General features: G+C 73.7%; 20 protein-coding genes. 10 read left to right on the top strand and 10 right to left on the bottom strand.

The genetic code is table 11. The features are described from left to right. Window positions 1-52 precede the first annotated feature (52 nt). The 6 genes from moaA to IEZ31_RS04545 all read left to right on the top strand — a co-directional run bounded on the left by moaA (window position 53) and on the right by IEZ31_RS04545 (window position 8,130). Window positions 53-1,084 carry a GTP 3',8-cyclase MoaA gene (moaA, locus tag IEZ31_RS04570; RefSeq protein ID WP_190248449.1) on the top strand — a complete coding sequence of 344 codons (1,032 nt, stop codon included), beginning with the start codon at window positions 53-55 and terminating at the stop codon, window positions 1,082-1,084. Continuing rightward, window positions 1,081-1,326 (top strand): MoaD/ThiS family protein, encoded by a 246-nt coding sequence (locus tag IEZ31_RS04565; protein ID WP_229834267.1) that lies wholly within the window; start codon window positions 1,081-1,083, stop codon window positions 1,324-1,326. The genes moaA and IEZ31_RS04565 overlap by 4 nt, the downstream gene beginning before the upstream one ends. Window positions 1,327-1,330: 4 nt before the next feature. Beyond that, on the top strand, window positions 1,331-2,596 hold the full coding sequence (locus tag IEZ31_RS04560; RefSeq protein WP_190248447.1) for a metallophosphoesterase: 1,266 nt from the start codon (window positions 1,331-1,333) through the stop codon (window positions 2,594-2,596). Between the two features lie 36 nt (window positions 2,597-2,632). Continuing rightward, a complete protein-coding gene (locus IEZ31_RS04555; protein ID WP_229834196.1) occupies window positions 2,633-5,803 on the top strand; it encodes a UvrD-helicase domain-containing protein in 3,171 nt (1,056 codons plus the stop codon). Window positions 5,804-5,914: 111 nt separating this feature from the next. Continuing rightward, entirely contained in the window at window positions 5,915-6,667 is a 753-nt protein-coding gene (locus IEZ31_RS04550) for an LppU/SCO3897 family protein (protein ID WP_190248446.1), read from the top strand. A 254-nt stretch (window positions 6,668-6,921) separates the two neighbouring features. After that, complete coding sequence (locus IEZ31_RS04545) at window positions 6,922-8,130, top strand: ATP-binding protein (RefSeq protein ID WP_190248445.1); 1,209 nt, start codon at window positions 6,922-6,924, stop codon at window positions 8,128-8,130. 21 nt (window positions 8,131-8,151) lie between these two features. Here the strand turns inward: IEZ31_RS04545 and IEZ31_RS04540 are convergent, their stop codons facing one another. Genes IEZ31_RS04540 through IEZ31_RS04520 form a run of 5 tightly spaced genes read right to left on the bottom strand, consistent with a single transcriptional unit; the run spans window position 8,152 to window position 15,876 of the window. Further along, entirely contained in the window at window positions 8,152-9,321 is a 1,170-nt protein-coding gene (locus IEZ31_RS04540; protein ID WP_190248444.1) for a VWA domain-containing protein, read from the bottom strand. Beyond that, window positions 9,314-11,869 carry a DUF5682 family protein gene (locus IEZ31_RS04535; RefSeq protein ID WP_190248443.1) on the bottom strand — a complete coding sequence of 852 codons (2,556 nt, stop codon included), beginning with the start codon at window positions 11,867-11,869 and terminating at the stop codon, window positions 9,314-9,316. The genes IEZ31_RS04540 and IEZ31_RS04535 overlap by 8 nt, the downstream gene beginning before the upstream one ends. Next, a complete protein-coding gene (locus IEZ31_RS04530) occupies window positions 11,862-12,992 on the bottom strand; it encodes an ATP-binding protein (RefSeq protein WP_190248442.1) in 1,131 nt (376 codons plus the stop codon). The genes IEZ31_RS04535 and IEZ31_RS04530 overlap by 8 nt, the downstream gene beginning before the upstream one ends. Then, on the bottom strand, window positions 12,989-14,524 hold the full coding sequence (locus IEZ31_RS04525) for a DUF5691 domain-containing protein (protein WP_190248441.1): 1,536 nt from the start codon (window positions 14,522-14,524) through the stop codon (window positions 12,989-12,991). The genes IEZ31_RS04530 and IEZ31_RS04525 overlap by 4 nt, the downstream gene beginning before the upstream one ends. After that, window positions 14,521-15,876, bottom strand: a complete 1,356-nt coding sequence (locus IEZ31_RS04520; protein ID WP_190248440.1) for an SWIM zinc finger family protein — start codon at window positions 15,874-15,876, stop codon at window positions 14,521-14,523. The genes IEZ31_RS04525 and IEZ31_RS04520 overlap by 4 nt, the downstream gene beginning before the upstream one ends. A 55-nt stretch (window positions 15,877-15,931) precedes the next feature. On the opposite strand from IEZ31_RS04520, the gene IEZ31_RS04515 reads away from it, so the two are divergent. Continuing rightward, window positions 15,932-16,411, top strand: a complete 480-nt coding sequence (locus IEZ31_RS04515) for a DoxX family protein (protein WP_190248651.1) — start codon at window positions 15,932-15,934, stop codon at window positions 16,409-16,411. Between the two features lie 111 nt (window positions 16,412-16,522). Here the strand turns inward: IEZ31_RS04515 and IEZ31_RS04510 are convergent, their stop codons facing one another. The 4 genes from IEZ31_RS04510 to moaC are packed head-to-tail and all read right to left on the bottom strand — an operon-like array spanning window position 16,523 to window position 19,038. Then, a complete protein-coding gene (locus IEZ31_RS04510; RefSeq protein WP_190248439.1) occupies window positions 16,523-16,936 on the bottom strand; it encodes a molybdenum cofactor biosynthesis protein MoaE in 414 nt (137 codons plus the stop codon). Then, window positions 16,933-18,129, bottom strand: coding sequence for a molybdopterin molybdotransferase MoeA (locus IEZ31_RS04505; RefSeq protein WP_190248438.1), 1,197 nt, complete (start codon window positions 18,127-18,129; stop codon window positions 16,933-16,935). The genes IEZ31_RS04510 and IEZ31_RS04505 overlap by 4 nt, the downstream gene beginning before the upstream one ends. 16 nt (window positions 18,130-18,145) lie before the next feature. After that, window positions 18,146-18,613 carry a MogA/MoaB family molybdenum cofactor biosynthesis protein gene (locus IEZ31_RS04500; RefSeq protein ID WP_190248437.1) on the bottom strand — a complete coding sequence of 156 codons (468 nt, stop codon included), beginning with the start codon at window positions 18,611-18,613 and terminating at the stop codon, window positions 18,146-18,148. Next, entirely contained in the window at window positions 18,610-19,038 is a 429-nt protein-coding gene (gene moaC, locus IEZ31_RS04495) for a cyclic pyranopterin monophosphate synthase MoaC (protein ID WP_229834263.1), read from the bottom strand. The genes IEZ31_RS04500 and moaC overlap by 4 nt, the downstream gene beginning before the upstream one ends. A gap of 415 nt (window positions 19,039-19,453) precedes the next feature. On the opposite strand from moaC, the gene IEZ31_RS04490 reads away from it, so the two are divergent. Genes IEZ31_RS04490 through IEZ31_RS04480 form a run of 3 tightly spaced genes read left to right on the top strand, consistent with a single transcriptional unit; the run spans window position 19,454 to window position 23,766 of the window. Continuing rightward, a complete protein-coding gene (locus tag IEZ31_RS04490; protein WP_190248650.1) occupies window positions 19,454-21,979 on the top strand; it encodes a putative bifunctional diguanylate cyclase/phosphodiesterase in 2,526 nt (841 codons plus the stop codon). Further along, window positions 21,967-23,133 carry a glycosyltransferase 87 family protein gene (locus IEZ31_RS04485; protein WP_190248435.1) on the top strand — a complete coding sequence of 389 codons (1,167 nt, stop codon included), beginning with the start codon at window positions 21,967-21,969 and terminating at the stop codon, window positions 23,131-23,133. The genes IEZ31_RS04490 and IEZ31_RS04485 overlap by 13 nt, the downstream gene beginning before the upstream one ends. Before the next feature lie 9 nt (window positions 23,134-23,142). Further along, the gene (locus IEZ31_RS04480) at window positions 23,143-23,766 is read left to right on the top strand and encodes a phosphoribosyltransferase (protein ID WP_190248434.1); all 624 of its coding nucleotides are present in this window, start codon (window positions 23,143-23,145) and stop codon (window positions 23,764-23,766) included. A 154-nt stretch (window positions 23,767-23,920) separates the two neighbouring features. On the opposite strand, the gene dnaB is transcribed toward IEZ31_RS04480, so the two are convergent. Next, complete coding sequence (dnaB, locus tag IEZ31_RS04475; RefSeq protein WP_190248433.1) at window positions 23,921-25,348, bottom strand: replicative DNA helicase; 1,428 nt, start codon at window positions 25,346-25,348, stop codon at window positions 23,921-23,923. Window positions 25,349-25,629 lie beyond the last annotated feature (281 nt).

Genomic DNA, 25,629 nt, shown 5'->3' with positions numbered 1-25,629 from the left:
CGGCCGACGCCTTCGGCTCTTGGCCGGCCGCGGTTCGGGTACCGTTTCGAGCATGACCGCAACGGAGCCCCCTGGCGCCGGTCTCGCCGACCGGCACGGCCGTGTGGCGGTCGACTTGCGGGTCTCGCTGACCGATCGGTGCAACCTGCGGTGCAGTTACTGCATGCCGGCCGAGGGCCTCGACTGGCTGCCCAGCCCGACGCTGCTCACCGACGCCGAGGTCGTGCGCCTGATCGGCGTCGCCGTGCGCCGGCTCGGGGTCACCGAGGTGCGGTTCACCGGCGGCGAGCCGCTGCTGCGCCGCGGCCTGCCGGAGATCGTGCGGGCCGTGGCCGCGCTCGAGCCGCGCCCGCAGACCATGCTGACCACCAACGGCATCGGCCTCACCCGGCTGGCCGGCCCGCTCGCCGCCGCCGGGCTCGACCGGGTCAACGTCTCGCTCGACACCACCGACCCGGCCCGCTTCAGGGAGCTGACCCGCCGCGACCGGCACGCCGACGTCCTCGCCGGCCTGGCCGCGGCCGCCGAGGCCGGCCTGGTGCCCGTGAAGATGAACGCGGTGCTGATGCGCGGCCTCAACGACGACGAGGCGGTGCCGCTGCTGCGGTTCGCCCTGGCCCACGGCTACGAGCTGCGGTTCATCGAGCAGATGCCGCTCGACGCCGGCCACACCTGGCGCCGCGAGGAGATGGTCACCGGCGCCGAGATCCTGGCCCAGCTGCGCGCGGCGTTCACGCTGCGGCCCGATCCGGTCCGGCGCGGCGGCGCGCCCGCCGAGACCTGGCTGGTGGAGGGCTACGAGGCGGTCGACGGCCGCCCGGCGCGGGTCGGCGTCATCGCCAGCGTGTCGAGCCCGTTCTGCGGCGCCTGCGACCGCACCCGGCTCACCGCCGACGGCGCCGTCCGCTCCTGCCTGTTCAGTCAGGAGGAGACCGACCTGCGCGGGGCCCTGCGCTCCGGCGCGACCGACGAGGAACTGGCCGACCTGTGGCGCAAGGCGATGTGGGGCAAGCCGGCCGGCCACGGGATCGACGACCCCCGCTTCCTGCAGCCCATCCGCCCCATGTCGGCGATCGGAGGCTGAGCGGCGTGCTGCTGGTGCGCTACTTCGCCGGGGCCCGCGCGGCCGCCGGCGTGCCGGAGGAGAAGCTCGAGGCGGCGACGCTCGACGAGCTGACCGCCCTGATCACGGCCGACCGCGCGCACCTGGCGTCGGTCCTGACGGCCTGCTCGTTCCTGGTCGACGGCGTCTCCTGGCGCGACCGCACCGCCACCCTCCCGCCGGCCGCGACGGTCGACGTCCTCCCACCCTTCGCAGGCGGCTGATCCCGTGATCGTCGTGTTCCTGGCGGTGGTGCTGCTGATCCTCGGCGCCATCCACTTCTACCTGTGGAAACGCCTCGTCAAGGACACCACCGCCCCCGGCCGCCGGCGCCGCGCGGGCACGGTGGCCGTGATCGTGCTCGCCCTCCTGCTCCCGGTCACGCTGGTGGGCACCCGGGTCCTGCCCCACTCGCAGCAGCCGATCCTGGCCTGGCCGGGATACCTGTGGCTGGCCCTGATGTTCTACCTGCTGGTGACGCTGGCCCTGCTGGAGTTGCCCCGCCTCGCCCTGCGGCTGCGGCTGCGGCGCCGCACGCCGGCCGCCGCGGAGGAGGCACCGGCGGCGATCACGGTGCCCGCCACGTCAGCGCTGCCGGGCTCGGACGATCCCTCCGGCGTGTCTCCTGCGGAGTCCTCCGCCTCGCAGCCCTCGTCCGCTGACCCGACGTTCGATCCCGCGCGGCGGTTGCTGCTCGGGCGGTCGCTCGCGGCCACCGCCGGGGCGCTCTCCGTCGGGGCCGTCGGGATCGGCACGTGGCAGGCCCTCGGGGAGCCGCAGCTCAAGCGGATCCCGATCCGGCTGGCAAAGCTGCCGGCGAGCATGGATGGGTTCAAGATCGCGCTCGTGTCCGACATCCATCTCGGGCCGCTGCTCGGGCGCTCCCACACCGAGCGGATCGTGCGGATCATCAACTCCGTCGACGCGGACCTGGTGGCCGTCGTGGGCGACCTCGTCGACGGGAGTGTCGCCGAGCTCGGGTCGGCCGCCGAGCCGCTGCAGGACCTGCGGGCGCGGCACGGGAGCTTCTTCGTGACCGGCAACCACGAGTACTTCTCGGGCTACCAGGAGTGGGTCGACGAGGTCAACTCGCTCGGCGTGCGGGTGCTGCGCAACGAGCGCGTCGACATCCAGGGGCTCGACCTCGCCGGGGTGAACGACGTGACCGGCGCGGACGTCGGCGACGGGCCGGACTTCGCCAAGGCCCTCGGCGGGCGGGACACCGCCCGGCCGGTGGTGCTGCTCGCGCACCAGCCGGTCCAGGCGCACGACGCGGCCCGGCACGGCGTCGACCTGCAGCTGTCCGGCCACACGCACGGCGGGCAGATGGTGCCGTTCAACCTGCTGGTGGGGCTTGAGGCACCGGTCGTGGCCGGGCTGGGCAACGTGGACGGCACGCAGGTGTATGTCACGCGCGGTGCCGGCTTCTGGGGTCCGCCGGTGCGTTTCGGTGCACCGCCGGACATCTCGGTCGTGGAGTTGCACGGCGCGTAGCGGGCGACGCCCGCGGCCGCTGTGACAGGATGCAGCGTGCCTTCGAACTTTGTCGCGGACCTCCACATCCACTCGAAGTATTCGCGGGCGTGCAGTCGTGACCTCAGCATGGAGACCCTCAGCTGGTGGGCACGGCGCAAGGGCATCACGTTGCTCGGCACCGGCGACTTCACCCACCCGGCCTGGCACGACCACCTGCGCGAGGTGCTGGTGCCGGCCGAGCCCGGCCTCTTCCGGCTCGACGCCGAGCGCGACGCCGACGTCAAGCGCCGGCTGCCCCCGCGGCTGTCCGAGCCCGAGGTCCGGTTCATGCTGTCGGTGGAGATCTCGACGATCTACAAGCGGGGCGACAAGACCCGCAAGGTGCACCACCTGATCTACCAGCCCGACTTCGACGCGGTCGCCCGCTTCAACACCGCGCTCGGCCGGATCGGCAACCTCGGCTCCGACGGCCGCCCGATCCTCGGCCTCGACTCGCGCGACCTGCTGGAGATCACGCTGGAGGCGAGCCCCGACGGATACCTGGTGCCCGCCCACATCTGGACGCCGTGGTTCTCGGCGCTCGGCTCGAAGTCGGGCTTCGACGCGATCGCCGACTGCTACGCCGACCTGGCCGACCACATCTTCGCCGTGGAGACCGGGCTGTCCAGCGACCCGGAGATGAACTGGCGGGTGTCCTCGCTCGACCGGTACCGGCTGGTGTCGAACTCCGACGCGCACTCGGCGCCCGCGCTGGCGCGTGAGGCGACGGTACTGACCACGGAGCTGGACTACTACCAGGTGCGCGACGCGCTGCGGACCGGCGACGGGCTGGTCGGCACGCTCGAGTTCTTCCCCGAGGAGGGCAAGTACCACGCGGACGGGCACCGCGCGTGCGACGTCAACTGGCCGCCGGCCCGCACCCGCGAGGCGCAGGGCCGCTGCCCGGAGTGCGGTAAGCCGCTGACCGTCGGCGTCCTGCACCGCGTCGAGGAGCTGGCCGACCGGCCGGACGGGTTCGTGCCGGAGGGCGCGCCGGGCGTGACGCACTTGATCCAGCTGCACGAGATCCTCGGCGAGATCCACGGCGTGGGGCCGAAGTCGAAGACGGTCGACGCCCAGCTGAACACGCTCGTCCCCGAGCTGGGCTCGGAGCTGGCGATCCTGCGCGACGTGCCGGTCGACGAGATCGCGCGGGTCGGCGGGGAGCTGCTCGGGGAGGGCATCGCGCGGCTGCGGCGCGGCGAGGTGCACCGGACTCCGGGGTATGACGGCGAGTACGGCGTGATCCGCCTGTTCGACCCCGCCGAGCTCGCTCCTGCCGTCCAAGAGGAGACGTTGTTCGACATTCCGGTGGTACCGAAGCAACGTCAGCCGGTCGCGAAAGCGGCCCCGAAGCGCCGGCCCAAGGCGGTCGAGCCGCCGGTCGAGGCGCCGCCGCCGATCGCGCCGCCGCCGTCGCCGCACGAGCCGCTCGAGCCCATGCTCGCCGGCATGGAAGAGGTCGGCACCGGGCTGCTCGACCGGCTCGACGCGCTGCAGCGGGTCGCGGCCTCGGCGCCCGGCGGTCCGCTGCTCATCGTCGCCGGGCCGGGCACGGGCAAGACGCGGACGCTGACCCACCGGATCGCGTACCTGTGCGCCGAGCTGGACGTGTATCCCGAGGAGTGCCTGGCGATCACGTTCACCCGCCGGGCCGCGGAGGAGCTGCGGGAGCGGCTGGAGGTCCTGCTCGGGCCGGTGACCGAGGCGGTCACGGTGTCGACGTTCCACGCGCTGGGCCTGTCGATCCTGCGGGAGAACGCGGAAGCCGTCGGCCTGACCCCGCAGTTCCGGATCGCCGAGGAGGCCGACCTGCTGGCGGCGCTGGCGCCGCTGTCGGAACGGGAGGCCCGCAAGGCGCTGCTGGACCCGGCGATGCAGGAGACGCTGGCCAAGGCGCTGCGCGCCCGCGACCTGGCGTCGCTCGACGAGCTGCTGACGCTGACCGTCCAGCTGCTGTCGGAGTCGCCGGCGCTGGTCGATCGATACCGGGCGCGCTGGCAGTGGATCTTCGTCGACGAGTACCAGGACGTCGACCCCGTGCAGTACGAACTGCTGCGGCTGCTCTGCCCGCCGGGCGGCAACCTGTGCGCGATCGGCGACCCCGACCAGGCGATCTACTCGTTCCGCGGCGCCGAGGTCTCGTTCTTCCTGCGGTTCACCACCGACTTCTCGACGCCCGAGGTCGACGCGCGGGTGGTCCGGCTGACCCGCAACTACCGCTCGTCGGCGCCGATCCTGGCCGCCGCCGTCCAGGCCATCGCCCCGACCACGCTGGTGCCCGGCCGACGGCTCGACCCGGCGCGGCTCGACCTGGAGGCGCCGATGGTCGGGCTGTACCCGGCGGGGTCCGTCGCCGACGAGGCCGACTTCGTCGTTCGCACCGTCGACGAGCTGGTCGGCGGCCTCTCGCACCGCTCGCACGACGGGCGGGTCGACTCCCGGGCGACCGTCGGCGCCATGTCGTTCGCGGACATCGCCGTGCTGTACCGCACCGACAGCCAGGCCGGCCCGATCGTCGACGCGCTGTCGCGGGCCGGCATCCCGGTGCAGAAACGGTCGCACGACCGGCTGCTCGACCGGCCGGGCGTCGCCGCGATCGCCCGTGAGCTGCGGTTCGCCGCCGGGCTCGGCGGCTCGATCGCGGCCCGGGTGCGCCTCGCCGGCCAGGTCGTGGCCGGTCGCTGCGGCCAGCTCGACTCCGACGTGCTCGGCCTGAGCGAGGCCGACGTGTGGAACGCGGTCGACCTGATGACGCCGCTCGCGCTGCGGGCCGGCAGCGACCTCGACGAGTTCCTCGGCGCGCTCGCGACCGGCGCGGAGGTCGACGGCTGGGATTCCCGCGCCGATCGGGTGACGCTGCTGACCCTCCACGCGTCGAAGGGCCTCGAGTTCCCGGTCGTCTTCCTGGTCGGCTGCGAGGACGGGCTGCTGCCGCTGCGCGCGTTCGCCGGGGCCCGCCAGTCGGAGGACGACGTCGCGGAGGAGCGCCGGCTGTTCTTCGTCGGCCTGACCAGGGCCCAGGATCGCCTGTTCATCTCGCACAGCCGCACGCGCTTCCGGCACGGTTCGGAGCGCGAGATGCCGCCGACGCCGTTCCTGTCGGCCATCGACCCGGGCCTGCTGGAACGCCGGGGCGCGGCGGCGCCGCGGAAACCGAAAGATCGACAACTGCGCTTGATCTGACAGGGTTCGGCACGGATCCGTGAGGCGGAAGTGGCAGGTGGAGGCAGTACTGTAGCGGGCGAGGAGGCCGCTAGGCTCTGTTCGCCACCGCCAGCGCCGGGAGGGATCGACATGTCGGGTTACGGACCGCCGGGCGGACCGTACCAGGGCCAACCGCAGGACCCGTGGCACCAGCCCGGGCAGCAGGACCCCTACGGCCCGCCGGACCCGTACAGCGCGCCACCCGGCGGCTACGGTCAGGACACGCAGTGGGGCCAGGGCGCCTACGGTTCGCCGCAGGGTGGCGGCTACGGCCAGCCGCCCGGGTATGACCGCCAGCCCGCCTACGACCAGCCGCCCGGTTACGGGCCCGGCCCGGGCTACGGGCAGGAGCCCCCGCAGTGGGGCCCGCCGCCCTCGCCGCCGCCGAAGAAGCGGTCGGGCGCGGCGGTCGCCTTCGTCGTGGTGCTCGTGCTGCTGCTGTGCGGCGGCGGCGCGGGCGGCCTCTACTACATGCTGCAGAGCGACGAGAAGAAGGACACGCCCGCGGCGGGGGGCCCGTCGACCAACCCGAGCAGCGCTGCCGCGTCCGGCGAAGCGTCGGCCAAGCCCTCGGCCAGCGCGTCGGCCAGCCCGACCGGTGTCTCGGCCGGCGACGCGGCGACCGTCAAGGTCGGCGAGTGCCTGATCAACCGGGGCACCGCGAAGGCGCCGAAGCTGGAGAAGATCCCGTGCGCCCCGGGCACGTTCGAGGTGCTCAAGCGGATCACCGCCACGACCGACGTCAAGAAGTGCAACGGCGTGACCGGCTACACGCACGACTACTTCTTCGACAGCACGATCAACTCGCAGGACTTCGTGCTCTGCCTGAAGCTGCGCACCTGATCCGCTGCTGGGCCGTTGCCGGCCCGGTCCCCGTCCAGGGGACCGGGCCGGCTTTTTCATTGACCCGACCCCCGGCGATTTGACACGGAGTAGGGTTGTAGTACATTCGTTCGAGCCGGAGTGCGGGCTTCACTGCCGCCTTATTGGGCAGTCTTGTGCCTGCGCTAGAAAACGCTAGAAACCCCACGACACGCCGTAGAGGTTCTTCTACGCGGTTCTAGCTCCTGGGCTAGAGACGCCGATACTGTGCGATCGTGGATCCGGTTCGCAATCCGTATGCGCCCGGCGCCGGGCAGCGTCCCCCCGAGCTCGCCGGCCGCGACCGCGAGCTGCACGCGTTCGAAGTGGTGCTGGAGCGCATCGCCCGCGGCCGGCCGGAGCGCTCGCTCGTGCTCACCGGCCTGCGCGGCGTCGGCAAGACGGTGCTGCTCAACACGCTGCGGTCGCAGGCGATCTCCCGCCTCTGGGGCACCGGCAAGATCGAGGCCCGCCCCGACGAATCGCTGCGCCGTCCGGTCTCCGCCGCCCTGCACATGGCGATCCGGGAGCTCGCGCCGCACCACCGTGCGCCCGACCGGATCGACGAGTTCCTGGGCGTGCTCAAGGCGTTCGCGATGCGCGAGGATCCGCGCAAGCCGCCGTCGAAGCTGCGCGACCGCTGGCAGCCGGGCATCGACGTGCCGCCGACCACCGGCCGCGCCGACTCGGGCGACATCGAGATCGACCTGGTCGAGCTGTTCACCGACGCCGCCAGCGTGGCCACCGACGTCGGCACGGGCGTGGCGCTGTTCATCGACGAGATGCAGGACCTCGGGGCGGACGACGTCTCGGCGCTGTGCGCCGCCTGCCACGAGCTCTCCCAGACCGGCGCCCCGCTCATCGTCGTCGGCGCGGGCCTGCCCCACCTGCCGGCCCTGTTGTCGGCCTCGAAGTCGTACTCCGAGCGCCTCTTCCGGTATCAGCGGATCGACCGGCTGGACCGGATCGCGGCCGACCTCGCGCTGACGGCGCCGGCCGACCGGGAGGAGGTCGAGTACGAGGAGAAGGCGCTCGACGCGCTCTACGAGGCCTCCGGCGGCTACCCGTACTTCGTCCAGGCCTACGGCAAGGCCACCTGGGACCACGCGCCCCGCTCGCCCATCACGGCCGCCGACGTTCGAGTGGCCGCGCCCGAGGCGGAGGCGGAGCTGGCGGTGGGCTTCTTCGGCTCGCGCTACGAGCGGGCGACCCCGGCCGAGCGCGAGTACATGCGCACGATGGCCACCCTCCTGCCCGCCGTCGACGTGTCGGAGGCGGTGCCGACGGCGGAGATCGCCAAGTCCCTGGGTCGCAAGCCGGCCAGCCTGTCCCCGGCCCGGGACGCCCTGATCAAGAAGGGCCTGATCTACTCGGGCGAGCGGGGCACGGTGGCCTTCACGGTGCCCCACTTCGCCCGCTACCTGCGCACCCAGCCCGCCGACTGAACCGCCGCCGCTCCTCGCCCCCTATTGGGTGGCCGCCTTCGTGCGCTCGATGATCGGGTGCAGGTCGCGGCGCTCGATCGCGGCCGCCATCAGCTCCGGGAACACGTCCGGCGTGCAGGCGAACGCCGGCACCCCCAGGGCCGCCAGCGCCGCCGCGTTCTCGTGGTCGTAGTCGGGCGCGCCCTCGTCCGACAGCGCGAGCAGCGCGATGACCTGGACCCCCGCCGTCGTCATCGCGGCCACGCGGCGGAGCATCTCGTCCCGGACGCCGCCCTCATACAGGTCGCTGATCAGCACGAAGATGGTGTCCCGCGGCCGCGTGATGAGCTGCTGGCCGTAGGCGATGGCCCGGTTGATGTCGGTGCCCCCGCCGAGCTGCGTGCCGAACAGCACGTCGACCGGGTCGGCCAGCTTGTCGGTCAGGTCGACGACCGCGGTGTCGAAGACGACGAGGGAGGTCTTCAGGGAGCGCATCGACGCCAGCACCGCCGAGAACACCCCCGAATAGACCACGGACGCGGCCATCGAGCCGGACTGGTCGACGCACAGCACGATGTCACGCTGGACGGACTGGGCGCGCCGCCCGTAGCCGACCAGCCGCTCCGGCACCACCGTGCGCAGGTCGGCCTGGTAGTGCCGGAGGTTGGCGCGGATCGTCTTGTCCCAGTCGATGTCGTGGTGGCGGGGCCGGTTGACCCGGGCGGCCCGGTTGAGCGCGCCGCTCAGCGCGGTGCGGGTCGGCTGCGCGACGCGCCGCTCCAGCTCGGCGACGACCTTCGCCACGACCTTGCGGGCCGCGCGCTTGCTCTTGTCGGGCATGACCCGGTTGAGCGACAGCAGGGTCCCGACGAGGTGCACGTCGGGCTCGACCGCGTCGAGCATCTCGGGCTCCAGCAGCAGCCGGGTCAGGTTGAGCCGCTCGATGGCGTCGGCCTGCATGACCTGCACGACGGTCGACGGAAAGTACTGCCGGATGTCCCCGAGCCACCGCGCCACCCGCGGCGCGGAAGCACCCAGGCCGGCGCCGCGCTGGCCGGGGCCGTCGGGCGAGCCGTCGTAGAGCGCGCCGAGCGCGGCGTCCACCGCGGCATCGGTGCCGCTCAGGCTGTATCCGGTGCCCTCGCCGCCGTCGGCGCCGCCGAGCGCGAGCCGCCACCGCCGGAGCCGCTCGTCGCCGTGTTCGTCAGACATACAGCTCCTTCCCCAGCAGCTTGGCGACCACCGGCAGGAGCAGCGCGCCCCGCCCGGGGTCGACGTGCTCGTCGGCCTCCCCGCCCCGGCGCCGTCCGCCGGCCCCGATGGTCGCCGCCCGCTCGCCGATCATGCGCCGCTGCGGCGCCGGATAACCGCTGAACGTTCGCCGGAGCAGCGGCAGCACCTCCACGAACCCCTCGGCCGGAATCCCCGTGAGCCACGCGTCGACCAGCCCGAGGAGCCGCTCGTCATGCACCAGCAGCAGCCCGTCGCCGGCCAGGAACCCCTCGATCCAGGCCGCGGCCCGGGCCACCGGCACACCCACCGTGAGCACCAGCGCCATGCGCACACCGATCTGCTCGGCGTCGACGGTGCCCGCGTCGAGCAGCAGGCGACACATCCGCCCGGTAAGCAGTCCGTGCAGGTCGTCGCGGGTGGACAGCCCGCCGAGCACGGCCTGCCAGCGCGCGCTGGCGTCGGCGTCGTCGACCAGGGCGAGCGCCCCCTGCACCCCGTCGATCCGGTCGCGCATCACCGCCGCCGCGGCGTCGTCCAGCCCGCCGACCGCCGCCGGCAGCCCGACGCAGATGCGGGTGATCATCCCGAACGTGACCGCCCGCAGCGCGGACAGGTCCGTCCCCCGCACGTCGCCGTAGCGCAGCGTCCGGGCCAGCGCCGGCAGCGCGTCCATCAGGTGCGCGACGTCGGCGTCGAGCGCCATCCGCTCGTCGAGCGCGTCGAGCACGCCCGGCAGGGCGGCCGGCAGGTCGGCCAGCAGGCACCGCTCGACCAGCGTCGTCACGTCGGCGAGCGTCTCCGCCGCGGCGGCCTGCTCGGCGACGCGCGCGGTCGCCGCCTCGAGCACGGTCGTCCCATACGCCCCCGCCTCGATCAGGTCGACCTCGAACTCCGGCTGCCAGGCGATCTCCCACTCCTCGCGGAAGGTGCCCTTGCCCTTGGCCCCGGCGAGCACCTTGCCCCAGTCGACGCCGAGCAGCCGCAGCCGGTGCAGCAGCCGGCTGCGGTCGAGGTCGAACGGCTGGCGCAGGTCGAGCCGCAGCTCCCGCCGCTCGACCTTGGGCGGCAGCCGGAGGCGCCGCTGGCTGCTCGCGACGTCGCGCGAGATCGGCACGGCCGGCGTCTGGTCGGGCACCCGCCCCAGCCGATCGCCGACCACCAGCCGCCGGTTGATCAGGCTAAGCCGCAGGTCGTCGCCGTCGCACAGCACGGCGTGGGCGGCGTCGGTGACCTCGGCGAGCCCGGCGAGCGGCCGCCCGCGCATGGTGGCGAGCGCCTCGGCCAGCCGGGTGGCCTCGATGACGTGGGCGCTGGACACGGGCACGCCGTCCTTGCGCAGCACTCCGGCCGCCTTCACCAGCCAGCGCTCGATCACGTGCCGGTCCACGGAGGTGAACAGGTGGTGATACCACCCCGGCGAGCGCACGCCCGCCCCATACCCCTGCCACGACGCCAGCCGCGCGTGCGTCCACGGCACCCAGGTCACGGCCACCTTGACCTTGGGCAGCCCCCTGAGCACCGCCGCGTCGGCCGAGGCGCTGGGCAGCGGCGCGGTCAGCGCCGGCACGTGCCACGCTCCGCACACGACGGCCACCCGCTCATACTCCTTCGACGCCGCCCGCAACCCCGCCCGCATGTGCGCCTCGCGCCGCTCCTCGTCGACCCGCTCGTCCTCGGGCGGCTCCGGCGCGTGGGCCCGCACGACGGCCATGGCCTCGGCGATGGCCGCGAAGGGCGCCGAGGCGGCCCGCAACTCCTCGGCGTCGATACCGGCCTCGACGTCGCCGGCGAAGAGCCCGACCCCGCCGAGTTCACCGAAGTCCATCGCAGCGGCACCGGTGGTGGCTGGGGAGGCGGCCGGTGGCGGGGAGTCGACCGGGGCCGGTCCGGAGCCCGACCTCGGTGCCGGGATGCGGGAAGCGCGCCCGGCGACGTCCTCGAACCCGACCGCGTGGTTCGACGAGGCGGCCGGGCCGGCGGTGGAGTCGGCGCTGGACGGCGCCGCGGTGTGCACCCCGGACGCGGCGGGACCCGCCGGTGAAGCCGCCGCCGGATGGCCGAAGCGGTGCTCGACGACGTCCTCCCACCAGCGCTCGGGGTCGTCATATCCAGCCGCCTCGGCCAGCGCGCCGATCGGGTCGACGCGCACCGCGTCCTGTGCCGCGTCCTGTGCCGTGGACGGCGTCGACGGAGCGCCCGCAGCGAGGCGGACCGCGGCCGGCAGGTCGATGAAGCGCACCGGGACGTCGCGGGCGACGGCCCAGCGGATCGCCTGCCACTCCGGCGAGAACTCCGCGAACGGCCAGAACGACGCCCGCAGCCGAGGGTCCGGGTGGTCGGCCGGGTAGGCGAGGAGCGCGACCGGCGCGCGCATGTCCTCGTGGCCCGCGATCGGCACCAGGGAGTCGGCCTCGGGCGGGCCCTCGATGAGCACGACCTGGGGCTGGAACGCGGCCAGCGCCCGCCGCACGGCCCGGGCCGAGCCGGGGCCGTGGTGGCGCACGCCGAGCAGCAGGGGATCACTCACCGCGCCGGGCCGCCCGGTAGAAGTCGCGCCAGCCCTCGCGCTCGCGGATCACCGTCTCCAGGTATTCCTGCCAGACGACCTGGTCGGACACCGGGTCCTTGACGACGGCGCCGAGGATGCCGGCGGCCACGTCGCCGGCCCGCAGGACGCCGTCGCCGAAGTGCGCGGCGAGGGCCATGCCGTTGGTGACCACGGAGATCGCCTCGGCGGTGGACAGGGTGCCGCTGGGGGACTTGAGCTTGGTGCGGCCGTCCTCGGTCACGCCGTTGCGCAGCTCCCGGAAGACGGTGACGACCCGGCGGATCTCGTCGACGGCGGGCGGCAGCTCGGGCAGCTCCAGCGCCTTGCCGAGGGCGGCGACCCGCCGGGCGACGATGTCGACCTCCTCCTCGGCCCCGGCCGGAACCGGCAGGACGACGGTGTTGAAGCGGCGGCGCAGCGCGGAGGACAGCTCGTTGACGCCGCGGTCGCGGTCGTTGGCCGTGGCGATGACGTTGAACCCCTTGCGGGCCTGCACCTCCTCGCCGAGCTCCGGCACCGGCAGGGTCTTCTCGGACAGGATCGTGATCAGCGTGTCCTGCACGTCGGAGGGCACGCGGGTGAGCTCCTCGATGCGGGCGATCCGCCCGTCGGCCATGGCCCGCAGGACCGGGCCCGGCACCAGGGCGGCCCGGGTCGGGCCCTCGGCGAGCAGGCGGGCGTAGTTCCACCCGTAGCGGATGGCCTCCTCCGGCGTGCCGGCGGTGCCCTGGACGAGCAGCGTCGAGTCGCCGCTGACCGCCGCCGCGAGGTGCTCGGACACCCAGGTCTTGGCGGTGCCGGGCACGCCGAGCAGCAGCAGCGCCCGGTCGGTGGCCAGCGTGGCGACGGCGATCTCCATGAGCCGGCGCGGCCCGACATACTTCGGCACGACCACCGTCCCGTCGGCCGCCGTGCCGCCCAGCAGATACGTGACGACGGCGGCGGGGGAGAGCCGCCAGCCGGGCGGGCGCGGACGGTCGTCACCGGCGGCGAGCGCGACCAGCTCGGCCGCGAACTCGTCCTCGGCGTGGCGGCGCTGCACGGCCTCGGCAACGGGCGCGCCGTCGACGTGTGCGGCGGTGACATCCACTGTGCTGGTCACGCGAGCTCCTTGAGCATGTCGTGGCGGAACCGGAGGGTGTCGGCGAAGCGGCCGACGATGGAGGACATCGGGTCGTCGGAGGACAGCCCGCGGGCGAGCGCGACGGCCCGGGCGGCGGTGTCGGCCGGCAGGCGCAGCGCGGCCAGCTCGCACAGCCCGGCCAGGCGCCAGCCCGCCGAGCGGCGGCCGCCGAGGTCGTCGAGCGCGCCGAACACGGCCTCGACCAGCGCCGGCGGCCACGGCCGGGGGCACAGCTCAAGCACGTGCTCGACGCCGACCGCGGCGGCGCCGGCCAGGCCGCGGCGCAGCACCTCGACGGCGATCGCGGACAGGGCGTCGGAGGGCAGCGCGTCATAGAGCGCCTCGAGCAGCAGCCGGTCGTCGGGCCGCCCGCCCGCGGCGACCTCCTCGGTGAGCTGGCCGGTGAGCGCCGTGGCCCACCGCGGGTCGCGCTGGCCGGCGGCGGCCCGGGCCAGCCCGCGGCGCAGCACGGCCGCCCACTCGTCGGTGACGGGCAGCCGCAGGAACTCGTCGGGCTCGCCCCAGACCCGCAGCGGCGTGCGGGTGAGCAGCTCCTCCAGCCACCAGGCGCGCTCGCCGACCCCGGCCGGCGGGCGCGGCGCGATGCCGTCGCGGCGCATGCCCTTGTCGCAGGCGGCGGGCGGGTTGATCAGGACCCGGCCGCCCTGGACCCGCACGCAGGCGGCGGACCGCTCGGTCATGCGGCGCGCGTAGTCACTGTCGGGCAGCAGGGCCAGCAGCTCGACGGCCGCGACCCGCACCTCCTTGCGCCGGTCGTCGAGCCCGGTCTCCAGCAGCGCCTGGTCGTCGGCCGACAGGCCGGTGGCGAGTGCGCCGAGCAGCGCGGCCCGGTCGTCGGGCGTCTCGGCCGGCCACGCGGCGACGAGCAGCTCGCGGGCCCGGGCCGGGTCGCGGCGGCGCAGCGCGGCCAGATAGCCGACCCGGCGTCCGATGGCGCCCAGCTCCCACACGGCGGGGTCGTCGGGCGGCGCGTCGCTGCCGGTGGTGGCGCCGAGGAAGCCCCACTCGGGGCGCTGGGCGGCCAGCCAGGCGGCCCGCGGACCACCGGCCTCGGCGATGAGCGGTCGCAGCGCGCGGTGCTTGCGCCCGGTCTCCAGCAGGGCCGGCAGCAGCTCGCCGGGCACGCGGCGGCCCTGGACGGCGGCGAGCCACTCGGCGAGCAGCTCCAGGCGGCCGTCGGCGTCGCGGACCGGCACGGCGTTGGCCGCGCCGTAGCCGACGGCGTCCACCGACAGCAGGTCGGCCGCCCGGGCCGCGGCCACCCAGGGCACGAGCGGCCGGTCGGCGTCGTCGGGCGCTGCCGCGGGCACGGTCAGGCCGCGGCGCGGCGCGAAGCCGGCCCGGCGATACAGCGTGAGGGCCCCGGCCGTGTCGAGCAGCGCCTCCGCCGGGTCGCCGTGCGGGTCGACCCCGGGCGGCGGCGTGCGGCGCTGGGTGCCGACGAGCGCGGTGGCGAGCACGTCGCTCCAGTCGGGCAGGCGGTCGTTCACAGCCGCACCAGCCGCTGCTCGGACCAGACGCCCAGCGGGCGGAACCCGCCCGCGGACCACTCGCCGGTCACCGTCGCCGGCCGCCCGGCGGTCACCGCGACGAGCCGCCACGGCTCCCCGGCCGCGGGGTCGATCGGCAGCCCGTCGCCGGCCGCGTCGGCGAGCAGCCAGTCGCCGCCGTCCCGGACCGGGGCCACCGCGTCGAGCACCATCGGCCAGTAGTCGAGCCAGGGGTCGTCGGCCAGCGCCTCGGCGTGGGCGCGCAGGGACTCCTCGATGCCGGCCGCGCCGGCGATCGTGTGCATCCGCTCGGGCGGCGCGTGCCGCTTGGCGATGAGCGCCCGGGCGGGCTGCCCACCCGGATAGAGGCAGACGTCGGCGTCGAACTCGGTGCCGGGCAGCAGGTCGATCGGCAGCGACTGGCCGGCGACCGCGAACGACAGCACCAGCAGCGGCCGCCCGGACCCGACGCCCCGCAGCCAGGCCCGGCGGACGGTCAGCTGGTCCTCGATCTCGTCGCGGACGCCGTGCACCTGCCAGCGCTCCCGCACGGCCGGCCCGGCGAGCACGGTCTCGGTCGCGATCGGCAGCCCGACCCGCATGCGCACGCTCGCGGCCAGCTCCTCGGGCAGGTCGTCGAGCCGCCGATAGCCGCCGACGAGCAGCCGCAGCCGGGCCAGCTCGCCGAGAAGCCGCTCGGGCGACCCGGCCGCCGCCGACGAGCGGCGCAGGATGCCGGCGGCGCCGGTGGCCTGGGCGTCGACGAGCCGGGCGGTCATCGTGTCCCAATGCGCGTAGCCGTTCTTGGCGACGGTCGCCAGCCCGGCCCGCGCCTGGTCGGCGAGCCAGCGGTCGAGCTCGTCGAGGCCGGCCGCGATCCGGTCGGCCCGCCTGGCCTGGGACTTCTCACTCGGCGCGGCGCGGGACGATGGCGATGTTCCACGTGAATCCGGCGCATCCGGCCTCTCCCGCTCGGCGGCCCGCTCGGCGCGGGCGGCCCGTGACTCCTGCCACTGCTGCACCCAGGCCGGCGCGGCCGCCTCGGCGACGCTGCCCGACGACCAGCGCAGGAGCAGGCCGAGCGCGTGCTTGCAGGGGAACTTGCGGCTGGGGCAGCTGCACCGGAAGGCGGGCTCGGTCAGGTCGACCGCCGCCTGGTAGGGCGTCGAGCCGCTGCCCTGGCACAGGCCCCACAGGGTCGGGGGAAGGTCGTCGCTCGCGCTGAGGCCGGTCTCCAGCCAGGCGCGGTCGCCGGCCAGCCCGCGCGCCGCCCGCTGGGCGGACGAGTCGGGCGCCAGTGCCATCACCTGGTCGGTGGTCCAGACCGTGGTGACCGTCGGTGTTTCGGTCATGCCGCCAACCGTAGTGAGGGGGTACGACAATACGCCGCTGGGTATTCAACCCGTCATGAGACCCGTGCGCACAGTGGCCCGCTCGGCGCTGGCCGCGATTTTTGTCATCCAGGGCTGGGACGCCCTGGTCAATCCGGAACGACTGGTCAAACCTGCACAAAAAGTCGCCGACCAGCTCCAGAAAGATCCCAAGATGCTGGTCCGGTTGAACGGCGCGGCCCAGGTCGCGGGTGGGATGCTGCTGGCCACCGGCCGTGCGACGACCCCGGGCGCGCTGCTGCTGGCCGGATCGCTGGTGCCGACGACGTACGCCGGCCACCCGTTCTGGTCCGTCGAGGACCCGGCCCAGCGCTCGGCCCAGCGGATCAACTTCCTCAAGAACCTGGGCATGTTCGGCGGCCTGCTGTTCGCGGCGCTCGACAAGGAGGGGCGTCCGGGGCTCGGCTGGCGGGCCCGCCACGCGGCGCACGACGCCCGCCGGACGGCTCGAGTGGCGATGCTCGCCTCGCGCGCCCGCCGCAAGGTGTCGCGTTAAGGCCTGCTGCGCAGCTGGGGTCGGGTCGAGGCGGGCCCGGCTGTGGCACAGGCCTTAGCCCTGTTGCACAACTGGGCCCGCCGCGGCCCGGCCCCAGCTGTGCAACAGGGCCTAAGGGCAGTTCACCCATTCCTCGGTGCCGTCGGCGAACACCTGCCGCTTCCAGACCGGAAGCCGCGCCTTCACCTCGTCGACGAGCCGCGCGCAGATGGCGAACGCCTCGGCCCGGTGGGCGGTCGAGACGGCCGCGGCCAGCGCCACGTCGCCGATCTCCAGCCGCCCGACGCGGTGCGACACCGCGATCGCGTGGACGGCGGGATCGGCGCCGATCTCGGTCGCGATCTCCGCCAGGACGGCGCCGGCCGTCGGGTGGCCCTCGTACTCCAGCTCCAGCACACCGCGGCCGCCGTCGTGGTCGCGGACGACGCCCGCGAACGAGACGACCGCGCCGGCCGCGCGGTGCCCGACGGCCCGCTCGTGCTCGCTGACGTCGAGTGCCTCAGTCGTGACGACCGCCGTGATCAAGCGCGCTCTCCATCCAGGATTGGCAGCGGTACCACGAGCGCCTGCTCCCCGGCGACCCCCTTGGCGCCCGGCGGGACGACCGCGAAGCCGAACGAGTTGGCCAGGCCGCGCAGCATCGACGACCCGACGTGCGGCACCGGGTGCGCGCGACCGTCGACCAGCCGGACCAGCGCCAGGTGGGTGAAGTCGCCGCGCCCCGGCACGTCGGCGCCGAGCGGCACGCTGCTCAGCGGCGGCAGGGGACGCCCGGTCAGCCCGGCGAGCAGTGGCAGTACCAGAGAAACCAGAGCGACGAACGTGGACTGCGGATTGCCGGGGAGGCCCGCGACGAACTGTCCGCCGGGCAGCTGGGCGACCAGCATCGGGAAGCCGGGGCGGACGGCGACGGTGTTCACGACATACTCGGCGCCGAGCTCGGCCAGCGCCGGGTGCAGGTGGTCGACCGGACCGTGCATGGTGCCGCCGGTGGTGCAGATGACCTGCGCACCGGCGTCGACCGCGGCCCGCAGCGCGGCCACGTGGTCGGCGAGGGTGTCACCGACGGGCGCGCGGACGTGGACGACCTCGGTGCCGGCGCGGCGCAGCCAGGCGGGCAGCGAGGGGCCGAGCGCGTCGCGGACCCGGCCGTCGCCGGGCAGGCCGGTGGTGAGCAGCTCGTCGCCGAAGACCAGCAGGGCCGACTTCGGGGCGGGGCGGCAGGTCAGCGTGTCGTAGCCGCAGGAGGCGGCCAGCCCGATCACGCCCGGCGTGACCGGTGTGCCGGCGGGGAGCAGCTCGTCGCCGCGGTCGGCCTCCTCGCCGGGCCGGCGCCAGTCGGGCAGCTCGCGGGCGGTGCCCTTGTGGACGGCATCGAGGTCGTAGTCCGACTCCTCGATCCGGATCACCGCGTCGGTGCCGGCCGGGACCATGCCGCCGGTGGCGATCTCGACGCAGGTGCCGGGCTCGGTCAGCGGCTCGGCGTGGTCGCCGGCCAGGACCCGCCCGACGATCCGCCAGGGCGCGGGGCCGCGCACCGCCCAGCCGTCGACGCTCGACGTCGGGAACGCGGGCAGGTCGGTGAGGGTCACGAGCGGGTCGGCGAGGGTCAGCCCGTCGGCGTCGACGAGCGGGACGGGCGTGGGGCCCGGCGCGGCGGCCGAGCCGGCCTCGAACACCGTCTTGCGGGCGTCGGCCCACGCGATCGGTAACGTCACGGATCGAGCCTAGCTTTCAGTGGTCGCCGCCCCGCAGTTGGTCGACGGCGTGGGCGAGGATCGGGCCGAGGACCGCCAGGCCGTCCCGGGCGCCGCCCTTCGATCCGGGCAGGTTGACGATCAGCGTGCGTCCGGCCACGCCGGCGAGCCCGCGGGACAGCACCGCGGTCGGCACCTTGGCGGCGCCGGCCGCGCGGATCGCCTCGGCGATGCCGGGCACCTCGTAGTCGATCACCCGCCGGGTCATCTCCGGGGTGGCGTCGGTGGGCGTGACGCCGGTGCCGCCGCTGGTCAGCACCACGTCGGCCCCCTCGGCTACGGCCGCGCGCAGGGCCGCCTCGACCGGTGGACCGTCCGGGACGACGACCGGCTCGCCGACCTCGCAGCCGAGCTCGCGCAGGCCCGCGACCAGCAGGGGACCGCTCGTGTCGGCGTAGACGCCGGCGGACGCGCGGTTGGAGGCGACGACGACCACGGCCTTCACGGGCGCTCCCACAGTCCGGTCTTGCCGCCCTCCTTGCGCAGGACCCGCACCGCCTCCAGGGATGCGGCGGGATCGATTGCCTTAATCATGTCGATGAGCGCCAGGCCGGCGGCGGCGACCGCGGTCAGCGCCTCCATCTCGACGCCGGTGCGGTCGGCGGTCTTGGCGATCACCTCGATGTCGACCGAGTCGTCACGGAGCGTCAACTCGACGGTGACTCCGTGCAGGGCAATCGGGTGGCACAGCGGGATGAGGTCGGACGTGCGCTTCGCTCCCATGATCCCGGCGATCCGCGCCACCGCGAGAGCGTCGCCCTTGGGCAGCGCGCCGTCCCGCAACAGCGCCACGACATCGGCGGTGGTCTGGACATATCCGGCGGCGACGGCTCGGCGGGCGGTCACGTCCTTGGCCGTGACGTCGACCATCCGGGCCGCGCCCGAAGCGTCCACATGGGTCAGCTCTTGGGGCACGCAGTGAGCTTATCCACCCGGCGGGACGACCGGCGGATCGACGTTTGATCAGGCACGCTATGGGGAAGCTGCGTCGATTTAGCTACACGGAGCGTCATTCCGTGGCTACCAAATCGGTACAAGCCCTGCCCTTCTTCGCAAACTATGATTCGACCGACAAATGGGCATAGGCAACTTGCGTTCTGCACCCTAGGCTTCGTTCAACGCACTAAACGTTGATGAATATCAATGTCTAGAGCGCACGGGGGTCGTCCACCGCGAAACGACCTTTGGGGGAAGCAATGAACGCTTGGGACTGGGGCTGAGCCCAAAGCCCGCACGGCGGGTTGACAACCTGGTAGCGCCATCGGCCACGATGAGCGCAGACGCGATGCAGAACCAACCGCGAACCGACGACGCGACCAACCGGCGCCTCTGGCGTCTCGTTGGTCCCGTCGTCGTCGGCGGGACCGCAGCCGGGCTGTGGTCGCTCTGGCACGTCGCCGACTACGGCAACGTCGCCCTCGTCATGATCATACCGATCGCCCTGATGGTCGCGAGCGGGTTCGCCGTCATCGAGATCCGCGTCCGCTCGACCCTCACGTTCGGCGCACCGACCGCCGCGGTGCTCACCGTCGCCACAGCCTTCCTGCCGCCGCCGATGGTCATCCTCTCGGCGCTGTGCGGCTGGTTCGTCAACCAGCTCGCCCACCGGCGCAGCGACCCGATGAAGGTCGGCTTCAACGTCGCCAAGGAAACGCTCGCCGCCACGGCGACCACGTTCACCGCCACCGCCTTCGGGGTCCGGCCGATCCTGCTCCACGACGACGTCACGCTGACCAGCCTGATCCCCGGCATGGTGCTCGGCGCGGTCGCGTACGCGCTGGTCGACGAGCTCGTCGCGCAGGCCCTGTTCGCCATCATCACGCACACGCCGTACCGTCAACGCCTCCTCGCCCACTGGAACGCCCTCACGATCAGCCGGATCGGCCAGCTCGGCGTGGCGATCGCGACGGTCGCGGCCTACCAGGTCAGCGAATGGCTCCTCCTGGTGCTCCCGCCGCTGGTCCTCGCCATCCACCTCGCCTCCGCCAGCCGGGTCAAGGCCCGCCAGGGCAACGAGGCCTGGCAGCGCCTCGCCGAGGCCACCGACGAGTTCAACTCCGTCGACCAGACCGCCGTGCTCTACGCCGCGGTCCGGCGCGCCGCCGACCTCTTCTCCACCGACGAGGTCGAGGTCGAGATCCAGCCGCCGACCGGCGAGCCCCGGCTCGTGCGCAGCAACGGCCGCGAGATCCTCTTCGACGGCGTCCCGATCGACGCCCCGACCGCCGACGGGTTCATGATCCCGATCGCGCTGGAGAGCTACCGCGGCGACGACGACCTCGGCGAGCTGCGCCTGCGCTTCCGCGGCCCGGTCAAGCTCTCCGAGCGCGAGCACTACACGCTGCGCACCTTCGCGGCCGCCCTCTGCACCGCCATCCGCAACGCCGCCACCCACGCCGAGACGCAGCGCCTCGCCGAGAGCCACGCGCGCGCCGCCGCCCAGGACCCGCTCACGCACCTCGCCAACCGCCGGCGGCTGCAGCAGTACGGCGACGAGGTCCTCTCCACGACCGGCCCCGGCAGCGGCATCGTGGGCGTCATGCTCATCGACCTCAACCACTTCAAAGAGGTCAACGACACCCTCGGCCACGCCGCCGGCGACCGCGTGCTCACCACCGTCGCCGAGCGGCTCGTCGGCGCCACCCGCCCCGGCGACCTGGTCGCCCGCTTCGGCGGCGACGAGTTCGCCGTCATCCTCGCCGGGCTCAGCGCCCCCGCCCTGGCCGAGGTCCGCGCCCACGCGATCCTCGACGCCCTCGCCCCGCCGATCCAGCTCGACGACATGCGGATCAGCGTCGAGGCCAGCTGCGGCGTCACCACCGCCGGCAGCGGCAGCATCGGCGAGCTGCTGCGCCGCGCCGACGTCGCCATGTACCAGGCCAAACAGGAAGGACAGCGGGTCGTCGTCTACGCGCACGCCCGCGACACCGCCGACGTCGGCACCCTCACCCTCGGCGGCGACCTCGCCCGCGCCGTCGCCGAGCGCCAGTTCACGGTCAACTTCCAGCCGATCGTCGACCTCGCCAGCGGCCAGGTCATCGCCGCCGAGGCCCTCACCCGCTGGCACCACCCCGACCGCGGCGACCTCGCCCCCGACCGCTTCCTCGGCGCCATCGAACGCTCCGGCCAGCTGAGCGCGTTCGCCGACGCCGTCCTCGACCAGGCGCTGCTCGCCGCCTCGCTGTGGTCCGACGCCGGCCACTCGATCCCGGTCGCGGTCAACGTCTCCGCGCGCAGCCTGCTCGACCCGTCGTTCCCCGACGCCGTCGCCCGCCGCCTCGGCGCCCGGGGCGTACCGTCGGCATCGCTGATCATCGAACTCACGGAATCGGTCACCCTCAGCAAACTGGAGGTCGTCGACGACGTCCTCGCCGCCCTGCGCGACCAGGGCATCCGCCTCGCCCTCGACGACTTCGGCACCGGCTTCTCGTCCCTGGCCACGCTCGCCCGCGTGCCCGTCGACGAGCTCAAGATCGACCGTAGCTTCGTCGCCGCCATGAACGTCTCCGCCCCCGGCGCCGTCGTCCGCTCCACCATCGACCTCGGCCGCAGCCTCGACCTGCTCGTCGTCGCCGAGGGGGTCGAGCGCGAGGAGCAGCGCCAGCAACTCTGGGAGCTCGGCTGCCCGGCCGGCCAGGGCCACCTGTTCGCCCGCGCGATGCCGGCCGACCGCCTCCTCGCCGCCCTCCGCCGCGGCGACGGCGTTCTCGCCGCACCCCTCCACGACACCGGCGCCGTCATCCGCATGTCCCGCACCCGCCGCACCCGCCGCACCGGCGCCGGCGAGCCCGGGCAAGAATGGTCGACATAACCACCCGCCTGTACGACTCCGCCTTCTACGCGCTGTGCGCGGTCTTCGCGGCCGTCACCGCCCTGACGTCGACGCTGCTGCCACACCGCGCGTGGGGCGCGATCGCCTGGGTCGGCTACCTGCTCGCAGCCGTGATCGCCCTTGCCGGCCTCGTCCAGCGCACCCGCCTGGCCTGGCTGGTCTTCGCGCTCGTCGCGCTCGTGCCGCTGGTCACGCAGGCCGTCCAGCGCGCCGCCGGCCGCACCGACCGCGCCCAGGAGGAAGTGCTCGTCGTCGAGCAGGCGGCCGTCCGCCTCGTCCACCACGGCACCCCGTACCTCGACCGGTCCGCGATCGCCGCCCTCCCCGAACCGCTGCTCGGCTACACCCCGTACCAGCCCGGCATGGCCGTCTTCGGCCTCCCGCGCGCCGCGTTCGGCGCGGCCTGGTGGACGGATGCCCGCATCTGGTTCGCCCTGCTCACCATCGCCATCATCTGGTACTGCCTGAGGCTGCTCGGCCCACGCCCGCTGATCGCCCTGGCTGTCCTGGCCCTCCCCCTGGCGACGCTGACCCTGGCGACGGGCGGCGACGACCTGCCGGTGCTCGCGCTGGGCCTGCTGGCGGTGGCGCTCACGGCCCGCGACCGCTTCACGGCGGCCGGCGTCGCGATCGGCCTGGCCGGCGCCTTGAAGCTGTTCGCTCTCCCCATCGCTCTGGTACTGCTGGTGCTCGCGTGGCGCTCCGGCCGGTTCTCGGTGGCCGGCCGCTTCGCCGCCCTCGCCTTCGGCCTGCCCGTGCTCGCCCTGCTCCCCGCCCTGCTCGTCTCACCCGACGCGTACGTCGAGAACGTCCTGCGCTTCCCGTCCGGCCACGGCCTGGTCACCAGCCCCGCCCAGTCGCCGCTGCCCGGCCACCTCATCGCCGCGTCCCTGCCGGCCGGCAGGTACGTCTCCCTGGCCCTCCTCCTGCTCGCGGGTGTGCTGCTGGCGGCCTGGCTCCTGCGCCGCCCACCCGCCACCTACCACGCCGCCGCCCTGGTCATCGCGACCGGCCTCACCGCGGCCATCATGCTCACCCCGACCACCCGCTTCGGCTACCTTCTCTACTCCGTCGTATTCCTCGCAGTGTGGTGGGACCGTGACCGCGTGACGCCGGGGCAGGACTCGGCGTAGACAGGAGGTATGGGTTACCGCAACCGGCTGGAGGCCGGCGCGGCACTCGCCGACCGGCTCGCCGAATACACCGCCAACCCCGACGCCATAGCGCTCGGCCTGGTCCGCGGTGGCGTCCCCGTGGCCGCCGAGGTGGCCCGCCGCCTCCAAATCCCGCTGGACGCCCTGGTCGTGCGCAAGCTGGGCGTGCCGTGGGCCCCCGAGGTGGCGTTCGGCGCCGTGGGCCCCGGCGGAGTGCAGGTCCTCAACAAGGAGATCTCCTCCAAGCTCGAACCGGACGAGATGAACCCGGTCATCCGCCACGAGCAGCACGAACTCACCCGCCGGGAGCGCCTGTTCCGCCTGGGCCGCGGCCGCCTGGACCTGACCGGCCGCACGGCCATCATCATCGACGACGGCCTGGCCACCGGCGCCACGGCCGAGGCCGCGGTGGCCGTGGCCCGCACGCTCTCCGCGGCCCGCGTCGTCATGGCCGCCCCGGTGGGCGCGACGGCCGCGGTGGACCGCCTCCGCCCACTGGCCGACGAGGTCGTCTGCCCACTGATGTCGGAGGCGTTCGGCTCGGTGAGCCGCTACTACGACGACTTCCGCCAGATCCCCGACGCCGAGGTGACCCGCCTCCTGGCCGCCTGACCCCCCGCAAGGCACACAGCACCGCCGGCCCGACGCCGCGCTCCGCGCAGGCCAGGGCAGGAACGACTGGCAGACGGCCGCCCCCAACCCCCGGCCGGCAGCACTGCCGGCCTCGGCTGGCAGCCGTTCGCCGCCAGCGACCGGGGCGGGATTCCTAGATCGCCATGTCGACGAAGCGGGACAGGTGGAGCTGGGCCGCGACGGTCACCGTGTCGGTGGGGCCGTTACGGTGCTTGGCCACGATGAAGTCGGCCTCGCCGGCGCGCGGCGACTCCTTGTCGTAGTAGTCGTCCCGGTGCAGCAGGATGACCACGTCGGCGTCCTGCTCGATGCTGCCCGATTCGCGCAGATCGGACAGCTGGGGGCGTTTGTCGGTGCGCTGCTCGGGACCGCGGTTCAGCTGGCTCACCGCGACCACCGGGCACTCGACCTCCTTGGCCAGCAGCTTCAGGCCACGGGACAGGTCGGCGACCTCCTGCTGCCGGCTCTCGGTGCGCTTCGGGCTGGTCATCAGCTGCAGATAGTCGACGACGATCAGCTTCAGGTCGTGCCGCTGCTTGAGCCGTCGCGCCTTCGCCCGGATCTCCATGAGGTTCATGTTCGGCGTGTCGTCGACGAACAGCGGCGCCTCGCTGATCTCCCCCATCCGCCGCGCCAACTTGGTCCAGTCGTCGTCGGAGAGCTGCCCCGACCGTAAGACGTGCAGCGGCACCCGAGCCTCCGCCGAGAGCAGCCGCATGACGATCTCGACCTTCGACATCTCCAGGCTGAAGATCGCCGACGCCATGTTGTGCTTCACGGAGGCGGCCCGGCTGAAGTCCATGGCCGCAGTCGATTTGCCCAATCCAGGTCTTCCGGCGACGATGATCAACTGGCCGGCGTGGAGGCCGTTGAGCAGGCGGTCCAGGTCGCTGAAGCCGGTCGGGACGCCGGTCATCATGCCGCCCTGGGCGCCCACCGCCTCGATCTCGTCCAGGGTGGGCTGGAGCATCTCGGCGAGGACGGCGAAGTCCTCGCTCACCCGCTTCTCGGTGACGTCGTAGATGGCCTGCTGAGCCAGGTCCACGACGTCGTCGACGTCGCGGCCGCCCTGGCCGCCGGCGCCGTAGCCGAGCTGGACGATGCGCGTGCCGGCCTCGATGACGCGGCGCAGGACGGCGCGCTCGGCGACGATGCGTGCGTAATAGGAGGCGTTGGCCGCGGTCGGGACGGCGGCGAGCAGCGTGTGCAGGTAGGCGGCGCCGCCGACCTTGGAGATGGCGCCGGACGCGGTCAGCGCGGCCGCGACCGTGACGGCGTCGGCGGGCTCGCCGCGGCCGTAGAGGTCGAGGACGGCGTCGAAGATGACCGAATGGCTCGGCTTGTAGAAGTCGTGCGTCTTGAGGATCTCGACCACGTCGGCGACGGCGTCCTTGGACAGCAGCATGCCCCCCAGCACGCTCTGCTCGGCCGCGACGTCCTGTGGTGGTGTCCGCTCGAAACTTTCAGCGCCGCCGCTGGGCCGCTGCTCGCGGTCGCGGCCGGGCTCGCCCGGGGTCGCCTCGTCCCACGGGTCGGTCCGCCTGTCGTCGGTGATCGACACTTCGCCCCCCTCGTCATGCCCCCGACGTCAGTAGACCTCGCGGGTATGACAAAACCTGCGTGGCGCGTAGAGCGCCCCGCGCAACGGTATGGAGCGACTGGCGTTCGTCAAAGTTAGCCGGTGGACAAGTCTCTGGACAACCTGTGGAGAGCGCGCTTCCGGCGGTGGGAAACCCTGTGCACACGGCTGTGGATAACTCCGATATGGAGCCGTCGAAACTGCGGATGAGCTGCGGATACTCGATCCACAGCCTGTGTGTGCGAAAAAGTGTCCGAAGTTTT

Source organism: Dactylosporangium sucinum, from assembly GCF_014647515.1.
Taxonomy (GTDB): Bacteria; Actinomycetota; Actinomycetes; order Mycobacteriales; family Micromonosporaceae; genus Dactylosporangium; species Dactylosporangium sucinum.
This window is presented reverse-complemented; position numbering and strand designations above follow the sequence as displayed.

What these genes read in the sequence shown, in the direction of transcription:
- moaA (WP_190248449.1), top strand. Translation starts at nt 53, where the DNA reads ATGACCGCAACGGAGCCCCCTGGCGCCGGTCTCGCCGACCGGCACGGC.
- IEZ31_RS04550 (WP_190248446.1), top strand. Translation starts at nt 5,915, where the DNA reads ATGTCGGGTTACGGACCGCCGGGCGGACCGTACCAGGGCCAACCGCAG.
- IEZ31_RS04540 (WP_190248444.1), bottom strand. Translation starts at nt 9,321, where the DNA reads ATGTCTGACGAACACGGCGACGAGCGGCTCCGGCGGTGGCGGCTCGCG.
- IEZ31_RS04520 (WP_190248440.1), bottom strand. Translation starts at nt 15,876, where the DNA reads ATGACCGAAACACCGACGGTCACCACGGTCTGGACCACCGACCAGGTG.
- IEZ31_RS04515 (WP_190248651.1), top strand. Translation starts at nt 15,932, where the DNA reads ATGAGACCCGTGCGCACAGTGGCCCGCTCGGCGCTGGCCGCGATTTTT.
- moaC (WP_229834263.1), bottom strand. Translation starts at nt 19,038, where the DNA reads ATGGTCGACGTCACGGCCAAGGACGTGACCGCCCGCCGAGCCGTCGCC.
- IEZ31_RS04490 (WP_190248650.1), top strand. Translation starts at nt 19,454, where the DNA reads ATGCAGAACCAACCGCGAACCGACGACGCGACCAACCGGCGCCTCTGG.
- IEZ31_RS04485 (WP_190248435.1), top strand. Translation starts at nt 21,967, where the DNA reads ATGGTCGACATAACCACCCGCCTGTACGACTCCGCCTTCTACGCGCTG.
- IEZ31_RS04480 (WP_190248434.1), top strand. Translation starts at nt 23,143, where the DNA reads ATGGGTTACCGCAACCGGCTGGAGGCCGGCGCGGCACTCGCCGACCGG.